The following is a 26,533-nucleotide window of genomic DNA, read 5'->3' as shown; positions in this document are numbered from 1 at the left end:
TATCAATCTTCCATGGTGGACAAATCGCCGGTCGGCAATCCGAGTTCCCAAGCTTTTAAAACGCGGCGCATGATTTTCCCGCTGCGGGTCTTGGGCAACTTGTCTTTAAACTCAATTTCCCGCGGTGCGGCATGAGCCGCCAAACCCTTTTTCACTAACAAACGGATCTCTTCTTTTAACTCATCGGAAGGTTCATATCCATCCCGAAGCGAGATAAAAGCTTTGATGATTTGTCCCCGCACCGGATCCGGTTTCCCGATGACCCCCGCTTCCGCCACCGCCGGATGCTCGACCAATTTGCTTTCCACTTCAAACGGCCCCACGCGTTCCCCGGAGGTATTGATCACATCATCCAAACGGCCTTGAAACCAGAAATAACCTTCCTCGTCCTTGTATGCCGTGTCTCCCGATGTATACCAGCCGGGAATTTTGAAATATTCTTTGTATTTTTCGGGGTTTTTCCAGATCTGCCTCATCATGGACGGCCACGGTGTTTTAATGGAAAGATTCCCCATTTGATAAGGCGGCAACTCATTTCCGTCGTCATCCAAAATGGCCGCTTTCACTCCCGGGATCGGTTTACCCATCGATCCGGGTTTAATCTCCATTTGCGGGAAGTTTGCAATCAGGATCCCGCCGGTTTCCGTCATCCACCAATTGTCATGGATGCGTTTGTTATATACTTTTAAGCCCCAGCGAACCACTTCCGGATTGAGCGGTTCCCCCACGCTCAGGATATGACGGACAGAAGAAAGATCATACCGTTTGGCCACTTCTTCCCCTGCTCCCATCAACATCCGGAAGGCGGTCGGCGCGCTGTACCAAACCGTTACTTTGTATTTTTCAAGGGTTTGGTACCAGTCATCCGGCGAAAACCGTCCTCCGCGAATCACATTTGTCACTCCGTTCAACCAGGGAGCAAAAATCCCGTAACAAGTTCCGGTCACCCAACCCGGATCCGCTGTGCACCAATATATGTCATTTTCCTGAAGATCGAGAACCCACTTCCCGGTTTGATAATGCTGAATCATGGCATTATGCACATGGAGAACCCCTTTGGGCTTTCCTGTGGACCCGGAAGTATAATGCATCAGCATGGGATCTTCCCGATCAACCCATTCAATTTCCAATTCCGTCGATGCCTGCGACATCTCTTTTTCAAAGGAATACACACCTTCAGCGGTGTTTTCTTCCCCATCGACCAAAATCACATATTTTAAATTTGGCAACTCTTCTCTCGGCACACGTTCCAAAAGACTTTTCGTCGTCACCAGAGCCACCGCTTCGCTGTCTTCCAAGCGGTCCTTCACCGCATCTTCCATGAACGCTTCAAACAAAGGGCCGGCAATTGCGCCTATTTTGATAATTCCCAAGAAACTGACATAAAGTTCGGGGGTCCGGGGCATAAAAATAAAAACACGATCACCCTTGGAAATGCCCAGCTTTTTCAGGACATTGCCAAATTGGTTTGACTTTTGCTTCAACTCGTAAAAGGTATATTTCTCGTCCCGCTTGGCATCACTATAATACAAGGCGATTTTGTCTTTTTTCCCCTCATCGACATGGCGGTCAATTGCTTCATAACCTGCGTTGACTTTTCCCGTTTTGGCCCACGTGAACTGTTGTTCCACTTCTTCCCAGCGGAAGCTCTTGTAAGTGTTTTCATAATCTTGCAGATTATTCCCTGTTGTTTTCACTGCAATGGTCTCATCATGTCTCATAAGAAGAGATGCCCCCTTTAAAATAAAGGTTTCACTTTTCAGTATTATAACATAATTCGAATCAAATTCAAATTTTAGACACAAAAGAAGAAGAGTAAAAACTCTTCTTCCCCTTTCATCAGTGTACCGGCTTAAATGTTTTGCAGTCGGTTTCTTTGGTGTCTTCCGCTTCTTCCCCTTTGTGGCTCACAACATAAATTTCCTCGGCACTGCACAAGTTTCCTTGTTGCCAAAAGGTACAGTTTTTCACTTCACACAATACATCTCGTGCCATCTTCACTTCCCTCCTTTGCTCTATCGTTATTCTCTCTCACGCTCCCCTTTTTTACACTGTCAGATTCATGAAAAAACGCCCCGCCTTTTCAGGCTGGCGTTTTTCATAAGCGGTTCCGGTTGCGCAAGGAAAGCATGCGGCAAACCATTTCACTGGAGCGCTTGGCCGCCAACTGCGTAAACTCCGTGAAATTCACATTGGCCGAATGGTCCGCCCGGTCGGACATGGAACGGATCACCACATATGGAATGCCGGCCAGATGGGAGACATGGGCCACCGCCGCCCCTTCCATTTCCACACAAGCTCCTTCCATCTGTCCCCGCAATTCCTTGACTTTTCCAAGATCAGAAATAAATTGGTCACCGGACAAAACTTTACCTTGTATGACTTGAACCCCTTCCAGCGTTTCCCCGGCTTTGACCGCCCAACCGATCCACTTGGAATCGGCCGGGTAAACCGACACTTCCTGATAGGGAATGATTCCTTTGGCAAATCCCAAAGCACTAACATCCACATCATGCTCCTGGCATTCGGTGGAAACAACAATATCCCCGATCTCCAACTTGGGGTCCAAAGCCCCGGCCACGCCGGTGAACACGATCGCCTGCACTTGGAAACGATCAATTAAAACCTGCGTGCACAATGCGGCATTCACTTTGCCGACGCCTGATTTGCAAAGCACCACGGGGGTGCCTTCGAGCCGGCCTTCATAATAAGTGATTTGATAATGGGTATGAGACCGTACATCCTCCATCAAACGGAGCAGAGAAGCGATTTCTTCGTCCATTGCCCCGATAATTCCAATCTTTTTTTCCATCGGTTTCTCCTCGCTTATTCTTTTTCTTCTTCCCACTCTTTTAACCGGGTGGACTCCCGCAATTGGATATGATACGGCAAATAAACCTGCCCTGTCTCCACTTGCTCTTCATTCATGTATTTCGTAAGCAACCGCATGGCCACCGCACCGATGTCATACATCGGAACCCCGACGGTGCTTAAAAGCGGGCGGACTTGGGAAGCCAGCGGAATGTTTTCAAAACCGATGACCGATAAATCATTCGGAACGTCACGCCCCATGTCCAATGCCGCATGAAGGGCACCCACAGCCATTTCATCGCTGGCCGCAAAGACAGCGGTGATTTCAGGACGGCTTTCCAATAGTTCTCTCATCGCTTTGTAACCGGAACGGTAGCGATAATCCCCCAAACGGATCAGGTCTTCCTCAAAGGCAATATCCATCTCTTTCAAGGCTTCTTTGTAACCGAGATAACGCGGATAGCCGTTGACCGAATCCGTCAGCGGGCCACCGATAAACCCGACATGTTTATGTCCCTCATGCCCCAGGATCAGGGTGGCCTCTTTGGATGCCTGAATCTGATCAATCGTGACATAGGGAAGTTCTTTTTTCTCATCGCGGCTCGCCGCAAGGACAACGGGCACCGGTGTGGCCGAAAAAATTTCCCGGTGTGCTTCGGTGATTTCCCCGCCCAAGAACAGCAGGCCGTCGACTTGTTTTTCCAGCAATGTTTCAATTAACTGCAATTCCCTGTCCTTTTGCAAATCCGAGTTGCTCAAAATAATGTTGTAATGATACATCGTGGCAATATCTTCGATGCCCCGGGTCAGTTCGGCATAAAAAGCGTTGGAAATATCCGGGATCACCACACCGACTGTGGTCGTTCTTTTGCTTGCCAGCCCGCGCGCCACCGCATTGGGCCGATACCCGAGCCGGCGGATGACATCCAACACTTTTTTTCTGGTTGCCGGTTTGACATTGGGGTTTCCATTGACAACACGGGATACGGTCGCCATGGAAACGCCCGCTTCATGAGCAACGTCATAAATCGTGATCGTCTCTTTTTTCTTACCCATACGACTCCACATCCATTTTTTAATTTTTGTTCACAAACCATCTCTTCTCGAGCATTTTTTAGTTTTTACCAAGTTGCTTCTTTCCATCCTGAAGCTGTGACATTAATTGTAGCACATATGGCAAGGTGTCTCCCATAATACTTGTCCATGCTTCCGGGGATCCCCGGTTGATCCAGACAATCGGCTGGCGTGGCGCCAAAGCCCGGTACAGCTTTTTCGTCGAAATCAATCTCGGAACCATGGGCGGCAAATTCGGGTTTTTTTCACGGGCTTCTTTGATCAAGCGCTCGGCGTGTTCAGCCGAAGTGAAAAAGTCCACAATCGGGCTTTGATCCTGTCCGGCCAAAATCACCATATTTCCGTCCGGATCCACCACAACCCAAATTCTGCGCAACTCCGCCATCGCCCGGCACACTTCCCAGCCATTTCCCATTCCCTGTCCTTCAATCGTGGCTCTCTCCAACTTTTTCAAGCCCAACGCCACATCCGGATCGACCGGCTTCCGGGGAACCGGCTCCGGACTCACGGGTTGGGGTTGCCCACGCTCCGGCTCCTGATTGGAAGGAGCGGTTTCTTGGGGCGGATTGCCGACGGGTTCGGGAGGCTGCGGCAGTGGTTCGGGCAGTTGGTTGGACGCCGGCAAACGTTCGGGCGATTCAACGGTTTCGTCTCGTTCAAGCAACTTCTGACGGAGCCCGGAAAAAATCACTGCGGCATGTTCCGGCGATAACAGTCCCTGCTCCGGCAAACCAAAATGGAAGTAAGGAGCCGCCGCCCCCAATTCACGGCAACGCTCTTCAATTTTTTCCCACGAATGCTGTACAGCCTGTCCTCCCGACCTTTGCGTGACATATTGCGCATCTTGTTCACTTAAATAAACCGCCACGGAATATTGCCCCTTTTGGTACTCCACCAATAACAGTTGATCATCCATGGTCGGCACCCAGGGGCCCGGCATCTCTTTAAACTGTTCAACCGCATATGCATAAATCAACTTCTGCACATGCGGCTTGATCAAAAACAGAGGCGAATCCTGCCCCGGATTGAGAATCACCCCGTCCGCTTGCGACCGGTAGGCTTTCAACAAAAACGTAAGCGCCGGTTCTCTCACAATCTGCAAATGCTGAGGCTGATCCACCCGGATCACTCCCGCCGATTCAGGATCCGTAAAAGCTACAATATAGTCACTGTTTTGATTCCCCTTGGACAATAAAGGATTTCTCTCCGATCCCACCGTCTGGTAAACAATCGTCCAGTCAGACAAGTTTTTCACCAGCAAATGGAACAGTTCATCCAGACCAATCTGATTCCTGTCCACTCTCACCAAATATTCCCTCACATCCAACAAACGTTCCTCCCCCTGTAACACAGTTCTTCTTTATTATAAGGGATGTGATCCGGTCCAACATATTTGATCAGCATCCTCGTCTTTTAAAGGTTCATTTTCACCACCATGATCATCATATCAAAAATTTGCACGAAAAAAAGCGGACAGACTGTGAAGCCGGTCCGCTTTTTTTACGCCGTCCCGCTTATGTTGCCGAAACCAACTGGCCTTCCAACAATCCGGAACTTTTAAGCTCGCCCATAAACGATTCAAATTGAGGGATGTTGATCTGCTGTTTGGCATCCGACAACGCCACATCCGGATTGGGGTGCACTTCCAGCATGACACCGTCTGCCCCCGCAGCAAGAGCCGCTTTGGCACAGGGAACCAAAATGTCCCTTCTTCCTGTTGAGTGAGTGACATCCACAATCACCGGCAAATGCGATTCATTTTTCAGAATCGGAACAGCTGAAATATCCAATGTGTTTCGTGTCCATTTTTCATAGGTCCGGATTCCCCGTTCACACAGCATCACCTGGTCATTTCCACGGGAAACGATATACTCTGCCGCAAACAAAAACTCCTCCATCGTTGCGGACAGTCCCCTTTTCAACAACACCGGGGTTTTGACCGAACCAGCCGCTTTCAAAAGCTCAAAGTTTTGCATATTGCGTGCACCGATTTGGATCACGTCCACATATTGCTCTGCCATTTCAATGTCCACGGGACTTACGATTTCGCTGATCACCTTCAACCCGTATTCATCCGCTGCGCGCCTTAAGATTTTCAAGCCTTCTTCGCCCAATCCCTGGAAGTCGTAAGGCGATGTCCGGGGTTTGAAAGCGCCTCCCCGCATCAATTTGACGCCCTGTTCTTTCAAAGCTTTGGCCACGGCAAAAACCTGTTCCTCCGACTCCACGGAACAAGGTCCGGCGATCACTTGCCGTCTGGAGCCGCCGACAGTCACCCCGCCAAAATCCAACACCGTATCCGTTCCTTTTCTTTTCCGGCTCACCAACAATTCTTTCTTCTGGTTGTCTTGTTGCAAATCCAGACATGCCTTAAAGATTTGCTTGAACAGATAGCGGATGGTGTCATCCGAAAAAGGCCCGGGGTTTTGTTTCACCAAGGTGTTCAGCATGTTTTTTTCGCGTTCGGGGTCAAACTTGTTGATCCCTTGTTTTTTCTTCACCTCGCCAATTTGCTTGGCGATTTGGGCACGCTCGCTTAACAAGTCCAATAATTTCAGATTGATTTCATCCAGTTGTTTCCTTAACACTTGCAGTTGATCACTCACTCGTCTGTCTCCTCTCTTCTCATCCTAAAAATAATTTTTGATATTATAACGAAAAATGCCTGAATTGTCACCCGTTAATTTGAAACCGGATCAACTTCCTTCCGCGCCCGGAACCAATGGGTTTTCACCGTTTCTTCCGGAATATTCGGTTCCCGGTCCATTTCCTGACCGCTCATTCCGTAAAAATGGCGGGGGATAAAGGCCCCCGGCAAATTTCCGCCCACCGGCCGATTGCCCGTTTCAAGCCTTTTCTTGCTTTTTTGATCCCGAAAGCGATGATTTTTTCTGCTTTTGACGGGCTTGCCACATGGTTTCCCCGGCGGAACCCGCTATTTACCGGGGTTCACTGACCGCTTGGCCGATCTTTTCCGCTGTAATATTTGAATGGGATGTGTGCCAACACACTTTTCCGTCTTTGATCCACATCACTTGCGGGGATTCATGCCGGATGCCAAACCTTTCTGAAACGGCATCGGAAACCTCCCGTTGTTCAATCACATGTACAACTGCAGCCGGGACCCGCCGGTCCGCATCCGTATTCTTCAAAAACCGTTGAAATTCATCAAAAGCTTGCGCACTGACAGGACACCGGGTGCTGTGTTTAAACAACAATAAACGGTCATATCCGGCCAGTACCTCTTCCAATTGCCCCCGGTTTTCAATCAAAACATAAGGTTCCAATGTGAAGGCCTCCTTTGATTCTTTTCTTTTTAAAAAAGAGAGCCAACAACGGATTCTGTTGGCTCATGCATATCGTTTTATGACGGAGAAACTTCCCCGGTCTTTTGCTCTTCTTTGGTCTCTTCCTGTTTTTTCGGGGCAGGCAGTTCCATCCATCCTTCATACGAATCTTCTTTTTCCGTGTCCTTGTAAACGGAATCGACGGGTTCATTTACGAGGGAATAATAAAATTCCTTTCCTTTTTCCTTGGTCAATTCCAGATTTTTTTCCAATTCCTCACGCATTTCCTTTCCGTTGCGCGGGGTGGTCAACACGGCAACCGCCGCTCCGACCACGGCACCAATAAAAGCTCCTGCAACAAAGTATTTACACTTCGCCACGGATTTTCACTCCTTTGCTTTGATCGGTTTTTCGATCCTGTTTCCAGCGCTTGGCCAGTTCAATTCCCGTTCCGATGACACTGATCAAATTTCCGTACCGGGATTGATGGGCTTTGATTTGCTGATCCACCCGGACAGAGATCTGCTCCATGGTTTTTCCCCATTCATCCAGCGCATGAAATAACGATTCGGTTTTCTCCGTCTTCTTGCGGACCTCTTCCACCAAGCCCCTGGTTTCTCTGACCGTTAAATGCGTTTCGTCAATGGTGGCCGTCACTTGACCTTTGACTTCATTCAAGGTGGTTTGCACGGTTTCAATGGTTTGGGTGATTTTTATCAAAAAACGAACGGCAAAAACGACCAAGACGACGACTGCCACTGCCATCACTGCCACACTGATTTCAAGAATCACTCCGTCAGCACCTCCTTTATCCTCCCTGGTTGCCGTTTTCTTGTTCTGGCCAGCCGAACGGATATTGTTTCGACAGGGTGACCGGCAAACGCCCCTGGCTTTGGACCCCGCCGGTCATGATTTTGGCTCCGGCTTCCAACAGCGGACGGGACGATCCATATAAAGCGATGGATGTGACGCCATCCGGCAATTGATCCAATCCGTACGGGACATCCATTCCCCAGACAATGACCGGGATCCGTTTGGCATTTAATGTTTGAATCAATTCGATCCATGCCGGATTTTCCTTCACTTGGTTGATCACGACCAATGCCGCATCCGCGTCCCCGGCTTTCGCCGCCAAGGACTGAACTTGCGGTTGTTTCAGGGAATCAACATAGTTCACATCGGCTTCATATCCGTTTTGTTTTAAAACCTCCGATATGGCCTGGGGTTTATTCACGGTGAACACAGCCAGCTTTTTCGCATTTTCCGGCTTCAACGGGATGTGTTGCGCCGGATCTTTCACCAACGTCACCCCTTGCTCGGCGGTTTGCCGGGCCACTTTTTCTGCTTCGGGCTGGTTGGCAAGCTCCGTGGCTTTCTCAACATCAGCATACGGTTGTTTCAAGAAAGAGTCTTTTGCTTTTAAACGGAGAATCCGACGAACCGACTCATCAATCCGCGCCTCGTCAATTTCCCCTTTTTCGACGGCTTGTTTCACTGCATCGATGGATTGGGTTTGCCGCTCAAGCGAATGGCAGACCAAAACAATGTCCGCTCCGGCCTTGATGGCACGCACCACGGCTTCGCGGGTGCCGAAATTCTCCGCAATGGCTCCCATCTCCATGTCATCGGTGATGATGACACCGTCGTAATTCAATTGTTTCCGCAAAAGCCCTGTCAACACTTTTTCGGACAGCGTGGCGGGAATCCCCGGCTCCGTTTCAATCGCAGGGAAGATGATATGCGTGCTCATCACCATATCCGTCCCTTGCGAAATGGCTTCTTTAAAAGGAACCAGTTCCACTTGGTTCAAGCGTTCCATGGAGTGGGAAATTTCAGGCAGTCCCACATGGGAATCGACCGCTGTGTCCCCGTGTCCGGGAAAATGCTTGGCAATCGTGTAGATGCCGCTGTCATGAAATCCCCGGATCAATTCCGCTCCCAATTCAGCCGTCAACCCGGGATCTTCGGAAAACGAACGCACACCGATCACCGGATTCTCCGGATTGTTATTCACATCCAACACCGGAGCCATATTCAAGTTGACACCGACGGCTCTCAACTCTTTGCCCATTTGTTTTCCGGTTTGGTAAGCCAAATCTTTATTTTGCGTGGCTCCGAGAACCATGTTCCCCGGAAAAGCGGTAAACCCTTCCTTAAACCGGGCCACTTTTCCTCCTTCCTGATCCACCGTGATGAACAACGGAATTTTCCTTTCTGATGAAAGTGCCAGTTTTTGCAAATCATTGCTCAGCGTTGCGACCTGGTTTGGACTTTTTACATTCCGGTCAAAATAAATAACGCCTCCCACATGGTAATCCTCAATCAATGTTTTGGCTTGTTCATTCACGGTGAGCGCTTGTTCGCTGTCGCCTTTTCCTTTGAAACCGACAATAAACATTTGCCCGATCTTTTCCTCCAGGGTCATGTTTTTCAATTGTTCCTCGACCCAGTTTGAGGAAGCCTCAGGCATCGGCTTTTCCCCGGATCCGGGTGAAGAGGAGGGCGAACAAGCCGTAACGGCTCCCACACAAAACGCCAGACAAAAACTTATGTATTTCAGATATTTCGGACGCAAATCCATCTCTCCCTCTTCCTGTCTCCCTTCCATTGTACTGAATCCCGGGCGGAACTTAAAGGAATGTCACCTGCCTTTCAATTTGTCAGAATATTTATTGCTAGTTATTGAAAGTTCGAAAGAGTATAATAGACACGGAATATTTAAATGAGGTGATTAATCCATGAGCCATAAAACCATCGTAGTCATGAAAGGGGACCAAACCGGACAAGAACTGTTGGATGAAGCATTGCGGGTTTTGGATCCGAATGTAATCGGAATGGGTCTCGAATTTCAAACGTTTGACTTGAGCCTTGAAAACCGGAGAAATACGAACAACGAGGTCGTTTATGAAGCGGCACGAGCAATGAAACGGACGGGATTCGGCCTGAAAGCGGCCACCATCACTCCGGAAGAAAAAGGGGATGTGGGAAGCCCCAATGCCATCTTGCGGAAAGAGATTGACGGGAAAGTGATCATCCGCACCGGTCGCAGAATCCCGGGAGTTCGCCCCGTTGCGGGAACCTTTGCCCCGATTTCCGTCATCCGCATGGCGGTGGGTGACGCTTACGGCGCCAAAGAATGGCGGGAAGGTGAGGGCTTGGATGAAATCGCTTTCCGGACGGAACAAATTGACCGCAAAACCTGCCGCGCCGTTGCCGAATTTGCCTTCCGCCACGCAAAAAAAATGAACGCCAAAGTGTTTGGCGGGCCGAAATACACCGTGAGCCCTGTCTATGAAGGCATGTTAAAAGAAGAAATGGACGAAGCGAGCAAGCGCTATCCGGAAGTCCGTTACGAACCCCAACTGATTGACGCGACCTATGCCCTTCTCATCAACAACTCCGGCGATCCCCTTGTCATTCCTGCATTAAACCGTGATGGAGATTGTTTGAGCGATATGGTTCTCCAATTGTTTGGATCCATCGCCGGTTCGGAATCGATCTTGATGAGCTTTGACGAATCCTTCAACACCCAAACGGTCATGGCCGAAGCACCACATGGCACGGCGCCTTCTCTGTTCGGCAAAAACGTAGCCAATCCCATGGCCATGATCCTGGCCGCTGCCTCTTTGCTCACCTATATGGATGACCCCAAAGCCAGCGCCGCTTCCCGCGCCATCTATGAATCAGTGATCGAAACGGTCCGGGAGGGAGTCCGAACCGCCGATTTGGGTGGAAGCGCCACCACAACGGAATTCACCAATGAAGTGATCAGCAAGGTCCAAACCAAACTGGAAGTATGGACAACCCTGCAAGGATTTTGAACCAGACGCAAACACACCCGGTTTTCACCGGGTGTGTTTGCAAAGATTTACCTTTTTGTGCGGGGCAAACTTCTCTTTCCCTGTAAAATGTCCAGTCCTTTTTGCGGATTTTTTTGCACCTGGTTGGCGAATCTTTTCAATTCCCCGAAATCGACATCGGCCTGGGTCACTTTCATCAGGTATTGCAAAACCGCATCCATTCCACCCCGCTCATGGGCGCGTTTGGCCCCTTCCATGATCTGCTCCATTTTTCTTTCGGACAACACCGATCTTCCCATAATGGCATTGATCATGTGGGCAAGATCTTTCATGGATGGTCCTTTTCCGGTCATTTCCATTCCTCCTTACAGGCAACTCCATATACTATATGCCCCCCTGATTCAAATTGCTTATCAAAGCGACCCACTCCAAACGTCCAATCTTCAAAAATCGTGATGTTCACCCAACACCTTTTGGACGAATTTTGTATAAATTCATAGTAAAAAACATCAGTGATACGCCGCTTTTCGAAAGGAGAACCGCCATGTCCTTTTCCCCGTCAAAATCCAGACAAAATTCGCCATATCTCAATCTGCTTCTTTTCTTGCTGATCATTCCGGTCATCTTTGTGTTTGTCATGAATCTGAATCTTTGACCCCGGCAATTTCCCCGGCAAAGATATTCGCCTTTACAAAAGAAAAACACCGAGCATAAAGTAAATCAGCACTGGTGAAAAAACATCCATTTCACCAGTAAACCCCATCCACAAAGGAGGATTTTAGATGAGCGAATATTACGGTGGTTTCGGCTGGAGACAACTTTTGATCTTCCTCTTGGTCATCGCCACGATCTTCGTCTTTGTCGGATCAGGATTTGGAAAAGGCGGATATTGCTGATCCGCTGATTCTTTGAATCTTCCTTGAAAGGAGGTGTTCAAATGAGCGGATACTACGGCGGTTTCGGCTGGAGACAACTTTTGATCTTCCTCCTGGTCATTGCCACCATCTTCGTCTTTGTCGGATCAGGATTTGGAAAAGGCGGATATTGCTAATTCACTGATGTCGCAATCCTTTTCTTGAAAGGAGGTATTCAAATGAGCGGAGGATACTGCGGCGGTTTCGGCTGGAGACAACTTTTGATCTACCTCTTGGTGATTGCCACCATCTTCGTCTTTGTCGGCGGATGCTTTGGTGGCGGAAAATACTGATCACCCGAATGCCTTCCAAAGAAATAATCCCGCCCTCTCCAGACAGCATGAAAGTACAAAAAGCGCCTCTTCCAAGGCGCTTTTTGTTTATTCTGAATTTTTGTCCCTTTTCGTTTGTCCGTGGGCGGATTGAATATAAATTTTATTTTGATCCCGGTTCAACAGTTGAATCAACAAATGATACTCTTCCAGCAACATGAGCTCGAAAAATTTCAAGTCCGTCTTCAGTTTATGGTTTTCCCGAAGCAAATCTTTCACTTGTGCCTGAATTTGTTCCAACCGGTTTTCCAAACTGGACAACTGTTGATCAAGCGATTCCTTTGAACGGCTGGACAAACGCTGCACCTCTTTTCATTGAAATCTGGCCATATTATTTTATGAAGTCGTCTCTTTTTTGTGTTCGGCTTCCGTTTGAACCGCTGCGTGATCTTCGGCAGGAAGAGTTGCGGAAAAAAAGGGATTGGCCCCCATGTCCGACAACAGATTCAACAAATACCGGTACTTGTTTTTTACTTCTTTCTGATACCATTGATAAGATTCCCGGTCTTCACGCAGTCCGCGATTTTCCTCTTTTAATATCCGGTAACGCTTGTCGAGCTTTTTCCGTTTATCCTTCAAATGATTCAAATGTTCTTTCAGACTCTTTTCTTCTTGTTCCAGCTTTTTCAGCATCGGGATCAACGCATCAACCGACGAACATCGTTCTTCTTTGTTTTTCCTCAATTGCTTGGCAACCCGCGCTCTCTTTGCCTCAAGAAATGAATGGGGATCTTGTTGCTTGACGACTGCATTCCAGCGAAACCCGCAGGATCCGGGAGTCCGGTTCAGCTTTTCCCCCACTTTTTCAAAGGCTTCGATTTGCGTTCCTCCAAGACGGATGGCCTCCAACACCGTCTCTTTTAAGAGCCGGTCCTCTTCTTCAGTCCATCGTCTCCCCTTCACTCCTCCATCCTCCTTTCCTGACGGTTTCGTTGATGAAGACGCCACCTAGTAATTATTTAGTCAATAACAAGTAATTTTATGTTTAATTTATAAAAGATAATTATATAAACAAAGAAGTTGTCCGTTTCAGCGGACAACTCCCCAAGCCTTTTTTCGACATCTTTTTTAGCGGTTGTTGTTAAAATCGTGTTCGCCCGGCAACTTGCACGGCAAAATGCCCAGCCGGTTCACCTCTTCCCGGCTGATTTTTTCCACACCTTCCGGTAAAATTTGCAAACATTCGTTTAACCAACGGACGACTTCGGCCACATCCACGCCGTCTTTTTGCGGGACAAACGGCTTCAGGTAACCGAGGGCACTGATGGCAAGTTTCCTGGCTCCGCGTACTTTTCCCCTCTTCAACTGATGCATGATGGCCGCAATTTGAATCAACCCGTGATAAAAATCATTGTGCCGTTGGGTTTGCCATAACTCCTCCAACACTTCATGGGCTTCCCAATACTCTTCGTTGTGGTAATGGCGGAAAAACTGAAGATAAAGCGGGGGATATGTCATAAATTTTTCAATCCTTCCGTTCGGTTTGGTGTTCATCTCTCTTCGTTTCAGGGTATATTCTTTATGTCAATATCATCATAACGAATGGCAAAAGAAAAAAGACCAGGCAATTCCTGGTCACATGAAAGAGGGTCAAGATTAAGGAGTTAAAAGAAGCGTGGTAGCGTAAGCAAGAAGGTCAACCTTACTTACACGAACATTTTAACACGCTCCCCGAATTTTGTCGATATCATGTCGAGAGATGTTTTCAAACTGTTTCAATTTTAAACCGCTTTTCAGATCACCCATTTTTTCCAAAAAAAGAAAATCTTGGGCGTTTTCGTCGCTTTTTTCACCATATCAAACTGGGAGCGGATGATTTTGTTTTTGGGGTCCATCCGAAGCGCCTGCTTCAATTGCTCGGCCGCTTCCTCATAACGGTTCATCTCCATGAACACTTTGGCTTTGCGCTGATGATAAAGTGGATTCGCCTGATAATACTGAGCCGCCAATCGGAGGTGCAATAACGCTTGTCCCGTTTTGCCGCGCAACAAATAAATTTCAGCCAGCAACGTGTGGGCAATCGCGTCTTTCGGATTCCATTCCAGACTGTGGAACAAAACATTTTGTGCAAGCGTCAGCGAATCGGTATGGGTTATCAAATAACGGGCATACTCCCGGGCCCCTTTACTGAATTGGCGGTGTCTGTGAAAACATTCCTGATACATGACACCGGCTTCCCGCAGTTCCCCTTTGGCTTCCAAAATTTGCGCCAAAAGAAGTTTGGCCCCGGCGTGATTCCCGTCCAGTTCCAACGCCTTTTGCACGGCGGTTTGGGCACGGTTCCAATAACCTTTTCTTGCTTCCAAAACCGCCAACAACAAATATTCCTCCACACGCGGATTGTCTTGAATCATTTTTTCGATCCGTGAACGGTTTCTCCTGTAACTGCCCGTGACCAGCCAGCGTCCCTTTTTTCCATTTTCACAGACAAAATCAACATCAATCATCGGCCCAACCACTTTCGTTTCCCCCTTAGTCCAAGAAGTCTGTTCTATGATCAACCCTCACTGAATCGTTATTCACTTCATGACAGAAAACAAACCCCGGCCAAATTGGCTGAAAAACCAGGGTTTTCATGAAGAATGCTGAATTCTTCCCTGACGCATGCCAAAAAAATATCCATCCTGCCATTTTATGATGGTAAAGTCTTGGCCGTTTCCGGTGCAGAATATTTCATGGAAAAGATGACAATCATCATGCAATCTGTTCACTTTGTTCACTAACAAACAAAATAATCCGATTAATTCCATGTTTAGTATATCATAAGTACTATTTTATTTCTGCAATTAATTTAAATATTTTTCACATAATCCTATCAATATTTCATATATTTATGCCTAAATTTTTATTATAATGAAGAAATACTCATTTTATTATCCTCATCCCTTTTTACATCATTATTTTCATTTCCTTATTTTGGATTCCGGACAAGGAGGAACCGAAGATGAAAATTGCTTGGATGGACCAAGCGCCGGAACAATGGCTGGAAAAGTTTCGCTTTTTTACTCCGATCCAAGTTCGTTTTTCAGATACGGACCAACTCGGACACATCAATAATGTCAGTTATTTCAGTTATTTCGAATACGGGAGGATCGCTTATCTGGAAGCGCTGGATTTGACCAAGAGCCTGCTGGATGCTTCCCAACGCTCCGCACAAGGCGTGATTGTCACCGCCAGCTTGGAATGCCAATACTTAAAACAAGTTCATTTTGGGGAGAAAGTTTCGCTCGGTGTCCGCATTTCCCGTCTGGGAAAAAGCAGTGCCGACTTCGAATATGCATTGGTGACAGGCGAAAACAAAACGCTGTCGGCCGCAGGAAGGGGCGCGGTGGTTTATATTGATCCCAAAACCGGTAAAAGCCAGCCGATTCCGGAGGAAGTCAAAGATCGCATCCGTGCTTATGAACAAAAGATGGAGCCGATCGAATAAAAACCGCAGTCAAAAAGGGATTCATCCACAACGGGATGAATCCCTTTTTGATCCGAAACATCTATCTCAATGGTAAACCGAAGATTCATGGTGATACTGAATGGTTTGGGCGATAATCCGGTTCATATCGTCTTTGTTAATGTCTGAAAGCTTCCCGTGAACCATGATACTCGCATTCCGCTCCGTTTCCGTCAATAAGTCGTAAAGTTCAGGGGACACAACAAGAACTAACTGCGAAAGCTTCATGGTTTGCATGAGAGCATCACCCCGTCCGTTTTTTACAACTTGTTTTTTATATTATGACACAAATAGAATCAAAATACGATATCTTTCGACAAATTTTTTTGAGAATTGACAAAATCAAAAGAGCCCCGGACGGGTCGGGACTCCTTAAATCCTGCACCTGATTACCGGTTTGTTCCCACTAAAATGGCATGATCCACTTTGATGCAACGGTCCATCACCACAATCAGACCATTTTCTCCGGCATAGCGCGCCGCTTCTTCATGGATCACTCCTTCTTGCAGCCATAGCGCTTTCGCTCCGGCTTCCACGGCTTCTTTGGCCACCGGAAAAACATGTTCGCTGCGGCGGAAAACATTGACAATATCGATCGGTTCTTTGATTTCGGTCAAGGAGGCATATGGTTTTTCCCCCAACACCGGTCCGGTTAAATTGGGATTCACCGGAAAGATCCGATAGCTTGCCTTTTGCAAAGCTTCCGCAATCATGTGACTGGTCCGGGCCGGATTGTCGGAACAACCCACCACTGCAATATTTTTCGCCTCTTTGAGCAGTTTTTTCCGGATTTCGTCCGAAGGATTTTTAAACATTTTCGTCGGCACTCCCCTCTGATTGTGTATCCCCCAACCATTTGACAAACTTCCGGCCAAACTCCCGGACGGAAAAAGCGGAGGAAGTTTTGCGGTTATACATCATTTTGACGCTTTCCAGCAGCCAAACAGGGACTTTGCGTCCCCTAATCAACGGATAAAATTCGTAATATGCCTCTACCAGGGCATCCCAACGCCGGTCATTCCCGGGTTTCATATATTCGGAAACATCCAACAGTTTTCCGCGCCCTTTTTGCAGAAGGACATTTTTCAAATGAATGTCACGCGGGTTCAACCCTTTGAACCGCGCTTCACGACGTGCGTGTTCCACATCGATGATCACCTGCTCCGGGATTTCAACTCCTTCGCACAAACACTGATACAAGTTCATCCCTTGTTCATGACTCAAAATCAAATAATTGTCCCCTTTGTCGTAGCAACGGGCAAAATAAGGGGACCCCTTCAACTTTTGGTAAACTTGAAACTCTTGATCCACTTTGTGAAGACGGCCCTCCGCAAACACCTTCAAAACCCGGCCTTTGCATTCCGGATGGCTGACGACCACTGCATCCGTGCCGTAACCGACCAGGTTGAATGCGGGGGGAATATACTCAATTGTGACCGGTTCATTTTCCGGATGGGCGTGGAAAATGATTTCCCCGATGGCTTCTTCAATCTTTCGGATCTGATTCATGGGCTTGGCCCCTTGTCGATAATATCCCACTTACAGTATTTACCCGATTTCAAGAAGAACATGCCCTTGATTTTTATTTAAAAAATCGCGCAGCAAACCCCTGAAAGGGCCAAAAGATACAATCCGGAAGCAAGCCACATCACCCGGATCGCCTTAAGCAGGTGTTCCGGTTTTTTGTCCTGAACCGGTTTTCCCATGTAAGCACGGAACGATTTTTTGCCGAAATAAGTATTGACTCCCCCCAACCGGATTTGAAGCCCGCCCGCCATCAGGGACTCAGGAATGCCGCTGTTGGGACTGGGATGTTGCCGGGCATCCCGCCTCCACGCTTGAAAAGCCGGGCCCGGGCTCAGCCGCAACAAACCGAAGGCTGCCAACATAAACGGGATCAAAACGCGGGCCGGAATCCAGTTGGCCAGATCATCCATCCTCGCCGAAGCCCAGCCCAGGTGCAAATAGGTCTCGTTTTTGTATCCGACCATGGAATCCAGGGTATTGACTGCACGGTAAGCCATGGCCAGCGGCGCTCCTCCCAATGCCGCATAAAAAAGAGGGGATATGACCGCGTCCACAATATTTTCCGCAATGGTTTCCACACCACCTCTCACAATTTCCGCTTCATCCAACGAATCCGTGTCTCTTCCGACCACCATGGACAAACGACGGCGCGCCTCACCGATCTTTTTTTCCACCAAAGCGGAATAAATGTCTTTTCCCGACTCAGCCAAACTGCGCGGAGCCATCGTCAGCCAAACCAGCACCGCTTCAAACAAAAGGCCGGCCACCGGATGCAGCTGCTTCATGCCTTGAACCCCGAAAAAGGTCAAAAGCCAAACGCCACCCACCACAACCAGCGGCAAAATCATCCCGGCACAGCGCCACTTCCACGCCTCTTCTTTTTCATTCCACCCTCTTTTCCGGCCAAAAAAGCGGATGCGGCGGTCCAGCCACCCAATGGCTTTCCCCATCCCCACCACCGGATGATAACGGTTTGCGGGATCCGCAAAAAGACAATCCAAAAGAAATGCCAGGATCAAAACAGCGGCCGTGGTCATATGCGCTCCTCCCCGTATCTTTCTGCCAGCACGGCTTCTTTCACCGCCTGATAGACGGCTTTTCCCAAAGCGCTTCCCAACGGGCTGGACAATCCCGCATAGGCATGCAGATCCTTTCTTGCCGGATCCTGGGTCGAAGCAATGAGAATCGCATCCGTTGTGGTGCCGGTGGCCGGGTTTCCGCGGGCATCTTTTACTTTCAAGTCTTGCAGTGCCGCCGCTTTGGCTTCGGTTGCCGTGATGACGGCATTCACCATTGCCGCCTGTGTCATCCGTCCGTCGATCACAATCACCGTGTTGATCGTGTGCGGCATGTATTCCTGATCGTTCCAAAACACCGGGTATGATTCCCCGGCACGGGCTGCATTTCCCACACCGGCTGTGACAAACACCGCCATCTTGAAGGTTTTCTCCTCAACAAAACGGCGGCAAACCCGGTCCACCCGGGCAGCTGTCATCAGCACGACCGTTTCGTCAAGGGGAATCTTTTTCCGGGTTAACCAATCCCGGATCTCTTCTTCCGGCTCTTTCGCCGCATAATCGCGTCCGACATGCCGGTTGATCATCCGTTTGCAAGAGAACCGGTCACTTCCGTAAACCGCACTGGTCAAAACTTTCAACGGCCGTTTTGACTCAATCATCAGCATTTCCGGGTGAACCGTCCATGAAATCGGGCAACTGGCTCGATGAAACCAATCCATCAAAAGTCTCCTTTCTGAAACAAAGAACGGCTGATGATCCACTCAGCCTCCTTTTTTTCGGCAACCCATCCCTCTCCGTGCCCGATGGACGGCTTCCAAAAGTCGTCCCGGCACTGATACACATGATAAGCAACAAACCAGCGGATGGGGCCGCCATGTGTAAAAACGGCCACGGTGTCCCCGGGCCGGTTTTGTTCCAATTCGCGAAGGAAACATTGCATGCGGTGGTGCAGATCCATGAGGCTTTCCCCCTTTGGGGGAGCAAAACGGACCGGATCACGGATCCAGTTCCACCAAGCCTCTTTGGCCAACTTCTCCGCTTCCTGATACGTTTTTCCTTCCCAAATCCCAAATGAACACTCTCTCAAAGCCGGCATGACGGCCACCGGAATCCCGGGATGTTTTTGAAGAAAGGGACGGGCGGTCTGGACGGCCCTTTTCAAATCGCTGGTCACCACAAAGTCAATCTTTTCGCGCGAAAGTGCTTCCGCCAACCGGAATGCCTGTTCTTTTCCCGTTTCAGCCAGCGGCTCGTCCAAATGCCCGATGTACCGTTTCATCTGATTTCCCTTGGTTTCGCCATGGCGAATCCATATCAACCGCATCATGAAAGCACCCCCGGAATGGTAAAAAAGAGAAGCCAGGTTAATTCAGACGCTTCAATCATGGCTCCGTACAAATCCCCGGTGCAACCGCCAAGGGTCCGGGTTCCCTTCCAACCGATCCACAGCGGAACCCAAACCGCAAAGAGCCCCACCACCAAACCCATGCTTCCCAAACCGACCCCCACCGGCAACACCGTGCAAACCAAAGCCAAACAAAATCGCGGCCAGGTGAACCGCTCCCGCATGCCTTGTCCCAACCCGTCTTTTCCGGCATAAGGGAAGAAACGGATGCCGATCACCGCGGCCATCCTCCCCCAGATGCAGGCCGTGATCCACACCCGGGCAAAGGAAGCATCCGGATGGCCGGCAAGCACAAACAGGGACCCCGCTTTTAACATCAACAGCAAAATGGCGGCAATCGCTCCCATGGCTCCGACCCGGGAATCCTTCATGATTTCCCGGATTTTGTCCGGATCGCGGTGGGATCCGAATCCATCGGCCATATCCATCCAACCGTCCAAGTGCAATCCGCCGGTGAAAAACACCCATGCCGAAAGGTCCAACAACACCCGGACCGGCGCCGGAAACCACCCGGCAATCAATTGATCAAATAAAAAAAGAACGCCTCCCAACAGAAAACCGACCAACGGATACCACACCGGACTTTCCCGGAACCCCTCCTTGCCCAGCCGGATCGGTACCGGGAAGCGGGTCAAAAAAGCCAGGGCATGAAAAAAAGCATTCATGGTTTCACTCTCCACGGAATACCCGCAATCACCATCCACACTTCATCCGCCACTTGCGCAACCTCCTGATTGAGCCAGCCCAAACCGTCTTGAAACGCCCGGCTCACCGGATGCATGGCCACACCGCCCAAACCGACTTCATCGGTGACCAGGATGGCCTCATACGGTTTTAACCGTTCCAGCCAAACCCGGGTGTCTTGTTTCAAATGTTCTTCCCACGCTTCTTCTTTGTACAACATCAATTGATTGCTCACCCACGCGGTCAGGCTGTCCACCAACACGAGATGGTGATGCGGAATTTGTTGAAAGGCCCGGGCCAACCGGTGCGGCTCTTCCACCAAGCACCAGTGGTCCGGACGCCTTTTCCGGTGTCGTTCGATCCTCTTTTTCATCTCTTCATCCGAAGCAACTCCGGTTGCCACATAAGTGACATATTCGGCATCCATGCACAATGACTCGGCAAAGCGGCTTTTGCCGGAACGGACGCCGCCGGTGATCAACTTGATGCCCATGATATCCCGCCTTCCTTCCGGCTCCATTCTTCAAGCGCCTGCCTGAACAGCAGATTCTGCTCCGGTTTTCTTACCGCGATCCGGAAACAATCATCCTCCAGCCCTTCATAATTGGAACAACTCCGGATCAGCAACCCTTTTCGGGCCAAATCAAATTGCAGGTCCGAAACGGCTTTTCCGTTTACCGACATGCGGACCAGCAAGTAATTGGCCACCCCCGGAAAGACCTGAAAACCATCCAGACGGTTCAATTCCCGGATCATCGTTTCCCGCTCTGTTTCAAGCCACTCGCTCACCTTTCGGGCGTGCGGCCGGTAAACTTCATCCCGCAAGACGGCACAGCCGATCGCCTGCGCCAGTCCGTTCACGCTCCAGGGAACCTGCAACGCCTGAATCCGGGAAATCACCGCTTCATCCGCCACAAGATAACCCAAACGCAAACCGGGCAGCGAAAAAAACTTCGTCATGGAACGAACCACAATCAGTTGGGGATGCGCCTTCACCCACGAAATCAGCGACCGGTCTTCCTCGGGTTCCACAAAATCCATAAAAGCTTCATCCACAACCAAAATGGTTTGATACCGTCCGGCCCGACGGAGCCATTCCAACATCCGGCCGGCGTCATACAAATGCCCGGTGGGGTTGTTGGGATAACCGATGAATAATAAGTCCACCCGTCTCAACATCCGGTCCATCTCTTCCATAGACGGCAAAAATTGCTGCTCCCAGTTGGTCACCAGATGGTCCACGGGAATGTTTCGCTTCGCGGCACATTGCCTGTATTCGACAAAAGAAGGATCCACCACCCCCACACGGGACGGCCGGAAGGACTGGATCAACAGATCAATTAACTCGGCAGCTCCGTTTCCCGGCAACACCATGTCCGCGGAAATCTGGTGAAAACGGGCGATCGCCTGTTTCAACCTGCGGCAGGCCGGATCCGGATATCTGGATAACACCGGCATTTCTCTTTCTTCAATCACCTCTTGGATCACTTCTTTGACGATTTCCGGCGGACCGTAAGGATAAATATTGGAACTGAAATCAATCCATTCATCTTGGTCTATCGCAAAAAGCTCGCTGGCCGTCAGCAAATCCCCTCCGTGTCCGAACCGCTCCAAATTTGCCATGTTTCCTCTCCCTTTCTGGTCAGACCTCATCATTTTGCGGGGCAGCAAGTCCCAAATCGGCAAATATGGCCATACCCCGGGCCAACTTCACCGCCGTCTCAAACAATGGCATCACAAGTGCCGCCCCGCTGGCTTCCCCCAAACGCATCTCTGCATGCATCAACGGTTTGAAACCCAGCTCGTCCAACAAAACGGCATGTCCCGGTTCCACTGACAGATGGGAAGCAAACAAACAGGGGCGGACTTCCGGTTTCCATTTCACCGCCGCCAAAGCGGCCGCCGTGGAAATCAATCCATCCATGATGACGGGAATCCGGTGTTCGGCCGCCCCCACATAAGCTCCCACCATGGCTGCAATCTCCAGCCCGCCGACTTTTTCCAACACCTCCAGCGGCTTCTCCGGATCGGGCCGGTGAAAATCGATCGCCCTTTGGATCACTTCGCATTTTCGCGCATACGCCTCCGGAGAAACCCCGGAGCCTTTTCCCGTCAACGACGGAACCGGTTTTCCCGTGAGCCCGGCCGCCACCGCGGATCCTGCCGTGGTATTGCCGATTCCCAATTCCCCCACAGCCAACAAGCGGACATTCCTTTCGCTCAACCGCCGGACGGTCTCTCTCCCCACTTGGATCGCTTCCAACACCTCTTGGTGGGTCATCGCCTTTTCTTTTAAAAAGTTGCGAGTGCCATTGCGCACCCGGGCGGATATCACGGATTTCGGTATTTTTTCCCGTTCACTCCCGACATCTACCACAACCAGCCCGGCGCCGGCCGCTTCCGCCAAAAGGTTCACCGCCGCTTTTCCACGGTCGAAGGTTTCCATCATCAGGCCGGTCACTTCTTTCGGATACGGGCTGACCCCTTCTTCGGTCACCCCGTGATCCCCGCAAAACACGGCTACTGCTTTTTGGCTCAAATCCGGGAACATTTCCCCCGTAATGGCGGCCAGGCGGATCATGATTTCTTCCAATTGTCCCAAGCTGCCCACCGGTTTGGTCAATTGGTCGACATGTTGTTTCATTTTGCCGGCCATTTCTTTGTCCAACGGCGGAATTTCAATCTTTTCAATCTCGTTGATCAATGTCTCCCCCCGCTTTCTACAGGTAACTTCATTCAAGGATATTATAGATGAAACAGCCGCACGAACCGGTTGTTAAAAAATTGATTGTTGAAAGATAAATTTCTTTTGTTAAAATATTCTTCAATTACCCTTTCTTTATTTCCCCGTTTCTTTGACGAGCTGAGATTAAAGTTGAGGTGAGCAAATTGAGACCACGAACATTGTTTGAGAAGGTTTGGGATTGCCATGTTATTGAGCAGGAAAAAGGAAAACCCGCCATCTTGTACATCGATTTGCATTTGGTGCATGAAGTCACCTCCCCGCAAGCGTTTGAAGGACTACGGCTTCAGGGACGCAAAGTCCGGCGGCCGGACTTGACCGTCGCCACCATGGATCATAATGTTCCCACCACCGACCGCCATCTGCCGGTCAAAGACCCGATTTCCAAAAAACAAATGGAAACCTTGGAGAAAAACTGCAAAGAATTTGGCATTTCCCTTTTCGATCTGCATCACCAAAACCAAGGAATTGTCCACGTCATCGGCCCCGAGCTCGGGCTCACCCTGCCCGGGAAAACCATCGTATGCGGGGACAGCCACACTTCCACACACGGGGCATTCGGCGCCTTGGCATTCGGAATTGGAACCAGTGAAGTGGAACACGTCTTGGCCACGCAATGCTTGCAACAACTCAAGCCCAAAACGATGCGCATCCACTTTAACGGGGACCTTCGCCCCGGAGTCACGGCCAAAGATGCCATTCTTGCCGTGATCCGCCAAATCGGCACGGACGGAGCCACCGGCTATGTGATTGAATATACCGGCAAAGCCATTGAAAAGATGTCCATGGAAGAACGGATGACGGTATGCAACATGTCCATTGAAGCGGGTGCCCGCGCCGGCATGATCGCGCCGGATGAAACCACTTTTGAATATTTGAAAGACCGCCCTTACGCCCCCAAAGGGGAAGATTTTGAAAAAGCGGTCCGGGAATGGCGGCAGCTGGCCAGCGATCCGGGCGCGATGTATGATGCATACATCGAAATCGACGCCTCATCCATTGCACCGCAGGTAACCTGGGGAACCAGCCCTGGAATGGGGACGGATATCACCGAAACCGTGCCGGACCCTTCCTCTTTCCCGACAGAAACCGAAGCCAAAGCGGCCCGGCGGGCGTTGGAGTACATGGGATTGAAACCGGGCACGCCGATATCGGAAATCGAGATTGATCAAGTATTCATCGGCTCCTGTACCAATTCACGCATTGAAGATTTGCGGGCGGCGGCCAAAGTGGTCAGAGGATACAAAGTGGCCCCGCAAGTGAAGGCCATGGTGGTTCCCGGTTCCCAACAAGTGAAACTGCAGGCGGAAAAGGAAGGATTGGACAAAATATTTTTGGAAGCCGGGTTCGAATGGCGCGAGTCGGGTTGCAGCATGTGTTTGGGAATGAATCCGGATATTTTGAAACCCGGTGAGCGATGCGCCTCCACTTCCAACCGGAACTTCGAGGGCCGGCAAGGCCGCGGTGGCAGAACCCACCTGGTCTCCCCGGCCATGGCGGCAGCAGCAGCCGTCGCCGGTCATTTTGTCGATGTGCGCAACTGGCAATACCGGGATGAGGAGGGAAAAGTCCATGCAACCACTTAAACAACATAAGGGAATCGTTTGCCCGTTGGACCGGGCCAATGTGGATACAGATGCCATCATTCCCAAACAGTTTTTAAAACGGATCGAACGGACCGGATTTGGCCAATTCCTGTTTCACGATTGGCGGTTCACCGGTGACGGAAACCCGGATCCGGATTTTGTCCTCAACCAGCCGGAATACAAGGAAGCCAGTGTGTTATTGGCACGGAAAAACTTCGGCTGCGGCTCTTCCCGCGAGCATGCCCCCTGGGCTCTTCAGGATTACGGATTTCGTGTGATTATCGCACCCGGTTTTGCGGATATTTTTTACAACAATTGTTTTAAAAACGGAATTCTTCCCGTTTCGCTTTCGGAAGAACAGGTGGACCGGCTCTTTCAAAACACCTTCAAAAAAGACGGTTACACCTTGACCATCGACTTGGAAAAACAAGAAGTGCGGGACGATGCGGGGCTTTGCTTCCGCTTTGAAATCGATCCCTATCGCCGCTTCTGTTTAATGAACGGGTTGGATGACATCGGCATCACGCTGCAATATGAAAACCAAATCGCTCAATATGAAAATGAGCTTCCCTCTTTTTACAGCGTGAAATCATAATCCATGCAAAAGGCATAGGCCGCTTTTACAGGTGGCGCTATGCCTTACTTTTCGGATTGCCGGCACGGGATTCGGGCGGATTGTTGAAGAAGCACCGCCATCGCTTTCTGAAACGTTTGTGGATCGATCAGGCCCATCGACTTTAATTCCCGGACCTCTTCCATCATCAACTCCACATCCCCCAGCTGATCCCCTGTATAGATGATGGTTCCAAATTGTTTTAACAACTGACGTACCTCGGTCATGCCACGCATCGGATGTATCCTTTCTTCTCTTGTGTTATACTGAATATGACCTCACTGAAAGAGGTGTTCTTTTTGCCTTATACAAACTTTATTCCCGTCAAACGAATGATCGGGCATTTGATCATATCCCAAAAACGGAATCATTGGGCCAGCACACTGACCACCAAAGAACTGATTTTCCAAAAACCACATTTATCCTATCACATCCTTTTAAATGATGTCATCGGCATCATTCCCTGTGAGATGAAAGGACTGCATCCACAGCCGGATCACGATTTATTGATAACTTTGAAAAATCCATCCCGTTACTATAAAATCTCAGTCCACAAATTGTTTGTCATCAACCGGAACGGTGTGTTCACCAACGGGGCAACGGATTTGATCGTACCGTTAAACCACCGTTTCTTAAAACATGTGGAAAAACATACAAATTTGACGATGTTACCTTCATAAAAAAAGAGCCTTTGTCAGGCTCTTTTTTGTTGTTGCACACTGCTTAATTGGGGAAGCGCTTTTCTCACCGCCATCACCACCGGCACGGCCAGGATCGCTTTCATCAAATCTCCCGGCAGAAAAACCAACAGAGAGGAAATCCATGTGGTTTGGTTCAGCGGAAGGTCAAGCACCGTAACCAGCCACGGAAAACCAATCAAATGAATCAAAATCACTCCGCCGACGACATGGGCCAATCCGAGTTTCCAAGCATTGAGTGTGTCCTTTCGGATCCATCTTTCCACCATCCAACCGGTCAATCCGGCGGCAAACACCCAGCTGATGATGTAACCTCCCGTCGGACCGGCCAGAGCGGCGATACCGCTTTTTCCCCCGCTTAAAACCGGCGCTCCGGCGACGACCAAGGCAATAAAGACGACCATGGAAATCATTCCCCGCCGGGCTCCCAGCACGGATCCCGCCAGCATCACCACAAGGGTTTGCAAGGTAATCGGAGCCGGGCCGATATGAACCGCAAATGCCCCGCTGACCGCAAGCATGGCAACAAACATGGCCATCCATGTCATATCCCGCACCTTCAAAGCAGATCGACGCATCAGCTAACCCCATT

The 26,533-nt window shown here is 49.7% G+C and carries 33 protein-coding genes; 5 read left to right on the top strand and 28 right to left on the bottom strand.

Going from position 1 to position 26,533, the window contains the following annotated elements; all coding sequences use genetic code 11:
* Positions 1 to 2: 2 nt before the first annotated feature.
* From acsA to nagZ, 11 genes are all read right to left on the bottom strand, one after another.
* Complete coding sequence (gene acsA / locus ATH33_RS04640) at positions 3 to 1,721, bottom strand: acetate--CoA ligase (protein WP_121874157.1); 1,719 nt, start codon at positions 1,719 to 1,721, stop codon at positions 3 to 5.
* 118 nt (positions 1,722 to 1,839) lie between these two features.
* Positions 1,840 to 1,995 (bottom strand): DUF1540 domain-containing protein, encoded by a 156-nt coding sequence (locus ATH33_RS04635; RefSeq protein ID WP_069201544.1) that lies wholly within the window; start codon positions 1,993 to 1,995, stop codon positions 1,840 to 1,842.
* Between the two features lie 103 nt (positions 1,996 to 2,098).
* Complete coding sequence (locus ATH33_RS04630; RefSeq protein ID WP_121874156.1) at positions 2,099 to 2,812, bottom strand: 5'-methylthioadenosine/adenosylhomocysteine nucleosidase; 714 nt, start codon at positions 2,810 to 2,812, stop codon at positions 2,099 to 2,101.
* A gap of 14 nt (positions 2,813 to 2,826) precedes the next feature.
* Positions 2,827 to 3,867 carry a catabolite control protein A gene (ccpA, locus tag ATH33_RS04625; protein ID WP_037995652.1) on the bottom strand — a complete coding sequence of 347 codons (1,041 nt, stop codon included), beginning with the start codon at positions 3,865 to 3,867 and terminating at the stop codon, positions 2,827 to 2,829.
* A 58-nt stretch (positions 3,868 to 3,925) separates the two neighbouring features.
* Positions 3,926 to 5,212, bottom strand: coding sequence for a hypothetical protein (locus ATH33_RS04620; protein WP_147437064.1), 1,287 nt, complete (start codon positions 5,210 to 5,212; stop codon positions 3,926 to 3,928).
* 187 nt (positions 5,213 to 5,399) lie between these two features.
* On the bottom strand, positions 5,400 to 6,491 hold the full coding sequence (locus tag ATH33_RS04615) for a bifunctional 3-deoxy-7-phosphoheptulonate synthase/chorismate mutase (protein ID WP_037995658.1): 1,092 nt from the start codon (positions 6,489 to 6,491) through the stop codon (positions 5,400 to 5,402).
* 74 nt (positions 6,492 to 6,565) lie between these two features.
* Entirely contained in the window at positions 6,566 to 6,703 is a 138-nt protein-coding gene (locus ATH33_RS13675; RefSeq protein WP_211330148.1) for a hypothetical protein, read from the bottom strand.
* A gap of 121 nt (positions 6,704 to 6,824) precedes the next feature.
* On the bottom strand, positions 6,825 to 7,172 hold the full coding sequence (gene ytxJ, locus ATH33_RS04610; protein WP_037995660.1) for a bacillithiol system redox-active protein YtxJ: 348 nt from the start codon (positions 7,170 to 7,172) through the stop codon (positions 6,825 to 6,827).
* 77 nt (positions 7,173 to 7,249) lie between these two features.
* Complete coding sequence (locus tag ATH33_RS04605) at positions 7,250 to 7,552, bottom strand: YtxH domain-containing protein (protein ID WP_037995662.1); 303 nt, start codon at positions 7,550 to 7,552, stop codon at positions 7,250 to 7,252.
* Entirely contained in the window at positions 7,539 to 7,964 is a 426-nt protein-coding gene (locus ATH33_RS04600) for a DUF948 domain-containing protein (protein ID WP_037995663.1), read from the bottom strand. Before ATH33_RS04600 ends, ATH33_RS04605 begins: the two co-directional genes overlap by 14 nt.
* Before the next feature lie 16 nt (positions 7,965 to 7,980).
* Positions 7,981 to 9,780: a beta-N-acetylhexosaminidase gene (gene nagZ / locus ATH33_RS04595; protein WP_121874154.1), complete on the bottom strand. Its 1,800-nt coding sequence runs from the start codon at positions 9,778 to 9,780 to the stop codon at positions 7,981 to 7,983.
* A 130-nt stretch (positions 9,781 to 9,910) separates the two neighbouring features.
* Here nagZ and ATH33_RS04590 point away from each other — a divergent pair, with 130 nt between their 5' ends.
* Complete coding sequence (locus tag ATH33_RS04590) at positions 9,911 to 10,993, top strand: isocitrate/isopropylmalate family dehydrogenase (protein WP_121874153.1); 1,083 nt, start codon at positions 9,911 to 9,913, stop codon at positions 10,991 to 10,993.
* A 47-nt stretch (positions 10,994 to 11,040) separates the two neighbouring features.
* On the opposite strand, the gene ATH33_RS04585 is transcribed toward ATH33_RS04590, so the two are convergent.
* The 5 genes from ATH33_RS04585 to ATH33_RS04565 all read right to left on the bottom strand — a co-directional run bounded on the left by ATH33_RS04585 (position 11,041) and on the right by ATH33_RS04565 (position 14,677).
* Entirely contained in the window at positions 11,041 to 11,325 is a 285-nt protein-coding gene (locus ATH33_RS04585; RefSeq protein WP_037995667.1) for a hypothetical protein, read from the bottom strand.
* A gap of 941 nt (positions 11,326 to 12,266) precedes the next feature.
* Positions 12,267 to 12,515, bottom strand: a complete 249-nt coding sequence (locus ATH33_RS04580) for a hypothetical protein (protein WP_037995669.1) — start codon at positions 12,513 to 12,515, stop codon at positions 12,267 to 12,269.
* A 39-nt stretch (positions 12,516 to 12,554) separates the two neighbouring features.
* Positions 12,555 to 13,121: a Myb-like DNA-binding domain-containing protein gene (locus tag ATH33_RS04575; protein WP_121874152.1), complete on the bottom strand. Its 567-nt coding sequence runs from the start codon at positions 13,119 to 13,121 to the stop codon at positions 12,555 to 12,557.
* Between the two features lie 165 nt (positions 13,122 to 13,286).
* Entirely contained in the window at positions 13,287 to 13,676 is a 390-nt protein-coding gene (locus ATH33_RS04570) for a DUF309 domain-containing protein (RefSeq protein ID WP_069201546.1), read from the bottom strand.
* Positions 13,677 to 13,951: 275 nt separating this feature from the next.
* The gene (locus ATH33_RS04565) at positions 13,952 to 14,677 is read right to left on the bottom strand and encodes a tetratricopeptide repeat protein (protein ID WP_037995671.1); all 726 of its coding nucleotides are present in this window, start codon (positions 14,675 to 14,677) and stop codon (positions 13,952 to 13,954) included.
* 485 nt (positions 14,678 to 15,162) lie between these two features.
* Between ATH33_RS04565 and ATH33_RS04560 the strand changes: the two genes are divergently transcribed.
* On the top strand, positions 15,163 to 15,648 hold the full coding sequence (locus tag ATH33_RS04560; protein WP_049720474.1) for an acyl-CoA thioesterase: 486 nt from the start codon (positions 15,163 to 15,165) through the stop codon (positions 15,646 to 15,648).
* Between the two features lie 66 nt (positions 15,649 to 15,714).
* Here ATH33_RS04560 and ATH33_RS04555 read toward each other — a convergent pair whose 3' ends face one another.
* From ATH33_RS04555 to cobT, 10 genes are all read right to left on the bottom strand, one after another.
* Positions 15,715 to 15,903, bottom strand: a complete 189-nt coding sequence (locus ATH33_RS04555) for a hypothetical protein (RefSeq protein WP_037995676.1) — start codon at positions 15,901 to 15,903, stop codon at positions 15,715 to 15,717.
* 152 nt (positions 15,904 to 16,055) lie between these two features.
* A complete protein-coding gene (locus tag ATH33_RS04550) occupies positions 16,056 to 16,481 on the bottom strand; it encodes a CoA-binding protein (protein WP_062843091.1) in 426 nt (141 codons plus the stop codon).
* Positions 16,474 to 17,175: a protein kinase family protein gene (locus tag ATH33_RS04545; protein ID WP_049720476.1), complete on the bottom strand. Its 702-nt coding sequence runs from the start codon at positions 17,173 to 17,175 to the stop codon at positions 16,474 to 16,476. Before ATH33_RS04545 ends, ATH33_RS04550 begins: the two co-directional genes overlap by 8 nt.
* Before the next feature lie 77 nt (positions 17,176 to 17,252).
* Complete coding sequence (gene cbiB / locus ATH33_RS04540) at positions 17,253 to 18,230, bottom strand: adenosylcobinamide-phosphate synthase CbiB (RefSeq protein WP_037995678.1); 978 nt, start codon at positions 18,228 to 18,230, stop codon at positions 17,253 to 17,255.
* Entirely contained in the window at positions 18,227 to 18,931 is a 705-nt protein-coding gene (locus ATH33_RS04535) for an adenosylcobinamide amidohydrolase (RefSeq protein ID WP_052186702.1), read from the bottom strand. The genes cbiB and ATH33_RS04535 overlap by 4 nt, the downstream gene beginning before the upstream one ends.
* The gene (locus tag ATH33_RS04530; RefSeq protein ID WP_049720479.1) at positions 18,931 to 19,539 is read right to left on the bottom strand and encodes a histidine phosphatase family protein; all 609 of its coding nucleotides are present in this window, start codon (positions 19,537 to 19,539) and stop codon (positions 18,931 to 18,933) included. Before ATH33_RS04530 ends, ATH33_RS04535 begins: the two co-directional genes overlap by 1 nt.
* Positions 19,536 to 20,282 carry an adenosylcobinamide-GDP ribazoletransferase gene (cobS, locus tag ATH33_RS04525; RefSeq protein WP_037995680.1) on the bottom strand — a complete coding sequence of 249 codons (747 nt, stop codon included), beginning with the start codon at positions 20,280 to 20,282 and terminating at the stop codon, positions 19,536 to 19,538. The genes ATH33_RS04530 and cobS overlap by 4 nt, the downstream gene beginning before the upstream one ends.
* The gene (gene cobU / locus ATH33_RS04520) at positions 20,279 to 20,794 is read right to left on the bottom strand and encodes a bifunctional adenosylcobinamide kinase/adenosylcobinamide-phosphate guanylyltransferase (RefSeq protein WP_037995682.1); all 516 of its coding nucleotides are present in this window, start codon (positions 20,792 to 20,794) and stop codon (positions 20,279 to 20,281) included. Before cobU ends, cobS begins: the two co-directional genes overlap by 4 nt.
* A complete protein-coding gene (cobD, locus tag ATH33_RS04515) occupies positions 20,779 to 21,924 on the bottom strand; it encodes a threonine-phosphate decarboxylase CobD (protein ID WP_170151232.1) in 1,146 nt (381 codons plus the stop codon). The genes cobU and cobD overlap by 16 nt, the downstream gene beginning before the upstream one ends.
* A gap of 19 nt (positions 21,925 to 21,943) precedes the next feature.
* Positions 21,944 to 23,005, bottom strand: a complete 1,062-nt coding sequence (gene cobT, locus ATH33_RS04510) for a nicotinate-nucleotide--dimethylbenzimidazole phosphoribosyltransferase (RefSeq protein ID WP_121874150.1) — start codon at positions 23,003 to 23,005, stop codon at positions 21,944 to 21,946.
* Between the two features lie 185 nt (positions 23,006 to 23,190).
* Here cobT and leuC point away from each other — a divergent pair, with 185 nt between their 5' ends.
* Positions 23,191 to 24,630, top strand: coding sequence for a 3-isopropylmalate dehydratase large subunit (gene leuC / locus ATH33_RS04505; protein WP_121874149.1), 1,440 nt, complete (start codon positions 23,191 to 23,193; stop codon positions 24,628 to 24,630).
* The gene (gene leuD / locus ATH33_RS04500) at positions 24,617 to 25,225 is read left to right on the top strand and encodes a 3-isopropylmalate dehydratase small subunit (protein WP_121874148.1); all 609 of its coding nucleotides are present in this window, start codon (positions 24,617 to 24,619) and stop codon (positions 25,223 to 25,225) included. The genes leuC and leuD overlap by 14 nt, the downstream gene beginning before the upstream one ends.
* Positions 25,226 to 25,269: 44 nt before the next feature.
* On the opposite strand, the gene ATH33_RS04495 is transcribed toward leuD, so the two are convergent.
* Complete coding sequence (locus ATH33_RS04495; RefSeq protein ID WP_121874147.1) at positions 25,270 to 25,479, bottom strand: YqgQ family protein; 210 nt, start codon at positions 25,477 to 25,479, stop codon at positions 25,270 to 25,272.
* 63 nt (positions 25,480 to 25,542) lie between these two features.
* On the opposite strand from ATH33_RS04495, the gene ATH33_RS04490 reads away from it, so the two are divergent.
* Positions 25,543 to 25,923 carry a hypothetical protein gene (locus ATH33_RS04490; protein WP_121874146.1) on the top strand — a complete coding sequence of 127 codons (381 nt, stop codon included), beginning with the start codon at positions 25,543 to 25,545 and terminating at the stop codon, positions 25,921 to 25,923.
* Positions 25,924 to 25,937: 14 nt separating this feature from the next.
* Here the strand turns inward: ATH33_RS04490 and ATH33_RS04485 are convergent, their stop codons facing one another.
* The gene (locus ATH33_RS04485) at positions 25,938 to 26,519 is read right to left on the bottom strand and encodes a biotin transporter BioY (protein ID WP_198051192.1); all 582 of its coding nucleotides are present in this window, start codon (positions 26,517 to 26,519) and stop codon (positions 25,938 to 25,940) included.
* Positions 26,520 to 26,533 lie beyond the last annotated feature (14 nt).

Origin of the sequence: Thermoactinomyces vulgaris (assembly GCF_003688725.1) — a bacterium.
In the GTDB taxonomy this organism is placed as follows: domain Bacteria; phylum Bacillota; class Bacilli; order Thermoactinomycetales; family Thermoactinomycetaceae; genus Thermoactinomyces; species Thermoactinomyces vulgaris.
The sequence above is the reverse complement of the archived record's forward strand: the minus strand, read 5'-3'. Positions and strand labels throughout refer to the sequence as shown.

What these genes read in the sequence shown, in the direction of transcription:
- ATH33_RS04555 (WP_037995676.1), bottom strand. Translation starts at nt 15,903, where the DNA reads ATGCAAACCATGAAGCTTTCGCAGTTAGTTCTTGTTGTGTCCCCTGAA.
- cobS (WP_037995680.1), bottom strand. Translation starts at nt 20,282, where the DNA reads ATGAATGCTTTTTTTCATGCCCTGGCTTTTTTGACCCGCTTCCCGGTA.
- nagZ (WP_121874154.1), bottom strand. Translation starts at nt 9,780, where the DNA reads ATGGAAGGGAGACAGGAAGAGGGAGAGATGGATTTGCGTCCGAAATAT.
- ATH33_RS04590 (WP_121874153.1), top strand. Translation starts at nt 9,911, where the DNA reads ATGAGCCATAAAACCATCGTAGTCATGAAAGGGGACCAAACCGGACAA.
- cobU (WP_037995682.1), bottom strand. Translation starts at nt 20,794, where the DNA reads ATGGGCATCAAGTTGATCACCGGCGGCGTCCGTTCCGGCAAAAGCCGC.
- cbiB (WP_037995678.1), bottom strand. Translation starts at nt 18,230, where the DNA reads ATGACCACGGCCGCTGTTTTGATCCTGGCATTTCTTTTGGATTGTCTT.
- ATH33_RS04560 (WP_049720474.1), top strand. Translation starts at nt 15,163, where the DNA reads ATGAAAATTGCTTGGATGGACCAAGCGCCGGAACAATGGCTGGAAAAG.
- ATH33_RS04530 (WP_049720479.1), bottom strand. Translation starts at nt 19,539, where the DNA reads ATGATGCGGTTGATATGGATTCGCCATGGCGAAACCAAGGGAAATCAG.
- ccpA (WP_037995652.1), bottom strand. Translation starts at nt 3,867, where the DNA reads ATGGGTAAGAAAAAAGAGACGATCACGATTTATGACGTTGCTCATGAA.
- leuD (WP_121874148.1), top strand. Translation starts at nt 24,617, where the DNA reads ATGCAACCACTTAAACAACATAAGGGAATCGTTTGCCCGTTGGACCGG.
- acsA (WP_121874157.1), bottom strand. Translation starts at nt 1,721, where the DNA reads ATGAGACATGATGAGACCATTGCAGTGAAAACAACAGGGAATAATCTG.
- ATH33_RS04535 (WP_052186702.1), bottom strand. Translation starts at nt 18,931, where the DNA reads ATGGATTGGTTTCATCGAGCCAGTTGCCCGATTTCATGGACGGTTCAC.
- cobD (WP_170151232.1), bottom strand. Translation starts at nt 21,924, where the DNA reads ATGGCAAATTTGGAGCGGTTCGGACACGGAGGGGATTTGCTGACGGCC.
- ATH33_RS04585 (WP_037995667.1), bottom strand. Translation starts at nt 11,325, where the DNA reads ATGACCGGAAAAGGACCATCCATGAAAGATCTTGCCCACATGATCAAT.
- ATH33_RS04570 (WP_069201546.1), bottom strand. Translation starts at nt 13,676, where the DNA reads ATGACATATCCCCCGCTTTATCTTCAGTTTTTCCGCCATTACCACAAC.
- ATH33_RS04635 (WP_069201544.1), bottom strand. Translation starts at nt 1,995, where the DNA reads ATGGCACGAGATGTATTGTGTGAAGTGAAAAACTGTACCTTTTGGCAA.
- ATH33_RS04630 (WP_121874156.1), bottom strand. Translation starts at nt 2,812, where the DNA reads ATGGAAAAAAAGATTGGAATTATCGGGGCAATGGACGAAGAAATCGCT.
- ATH33_RS04545 (WP_049720476.1), bottom strand. Translation starts at nt 17,175, where the DNA reads ATGAATCAGATCCGAAAGATTGAAGAAGCCATCGGGGAAATCATTTTC.
- ATH33_RS04485 (WP_198051192.1), bottom strand. Translation starts at nt 26,519, where the DNA reads ATGCGTCGATCTGCTTTGAAGGTGCGGGATATGACATGGATGGCCATG.
- ATH33_RS04495 (WP_121874147.1), bottom strand. Translation starts at nt 25,479, where the DNA reads ATGCGTGGCATGACCGAGGTACGTCAGTTGTTAAAACAATTTGGAACC.
- ATH33_RS04550 (WP_062843091.1), bottom strand. Translation starts at nt 16,481, where the DNA reads ATGTTTAAAAATCCTTCGGACGAAATCCGGAAAAAACTGCTCAAAGAG.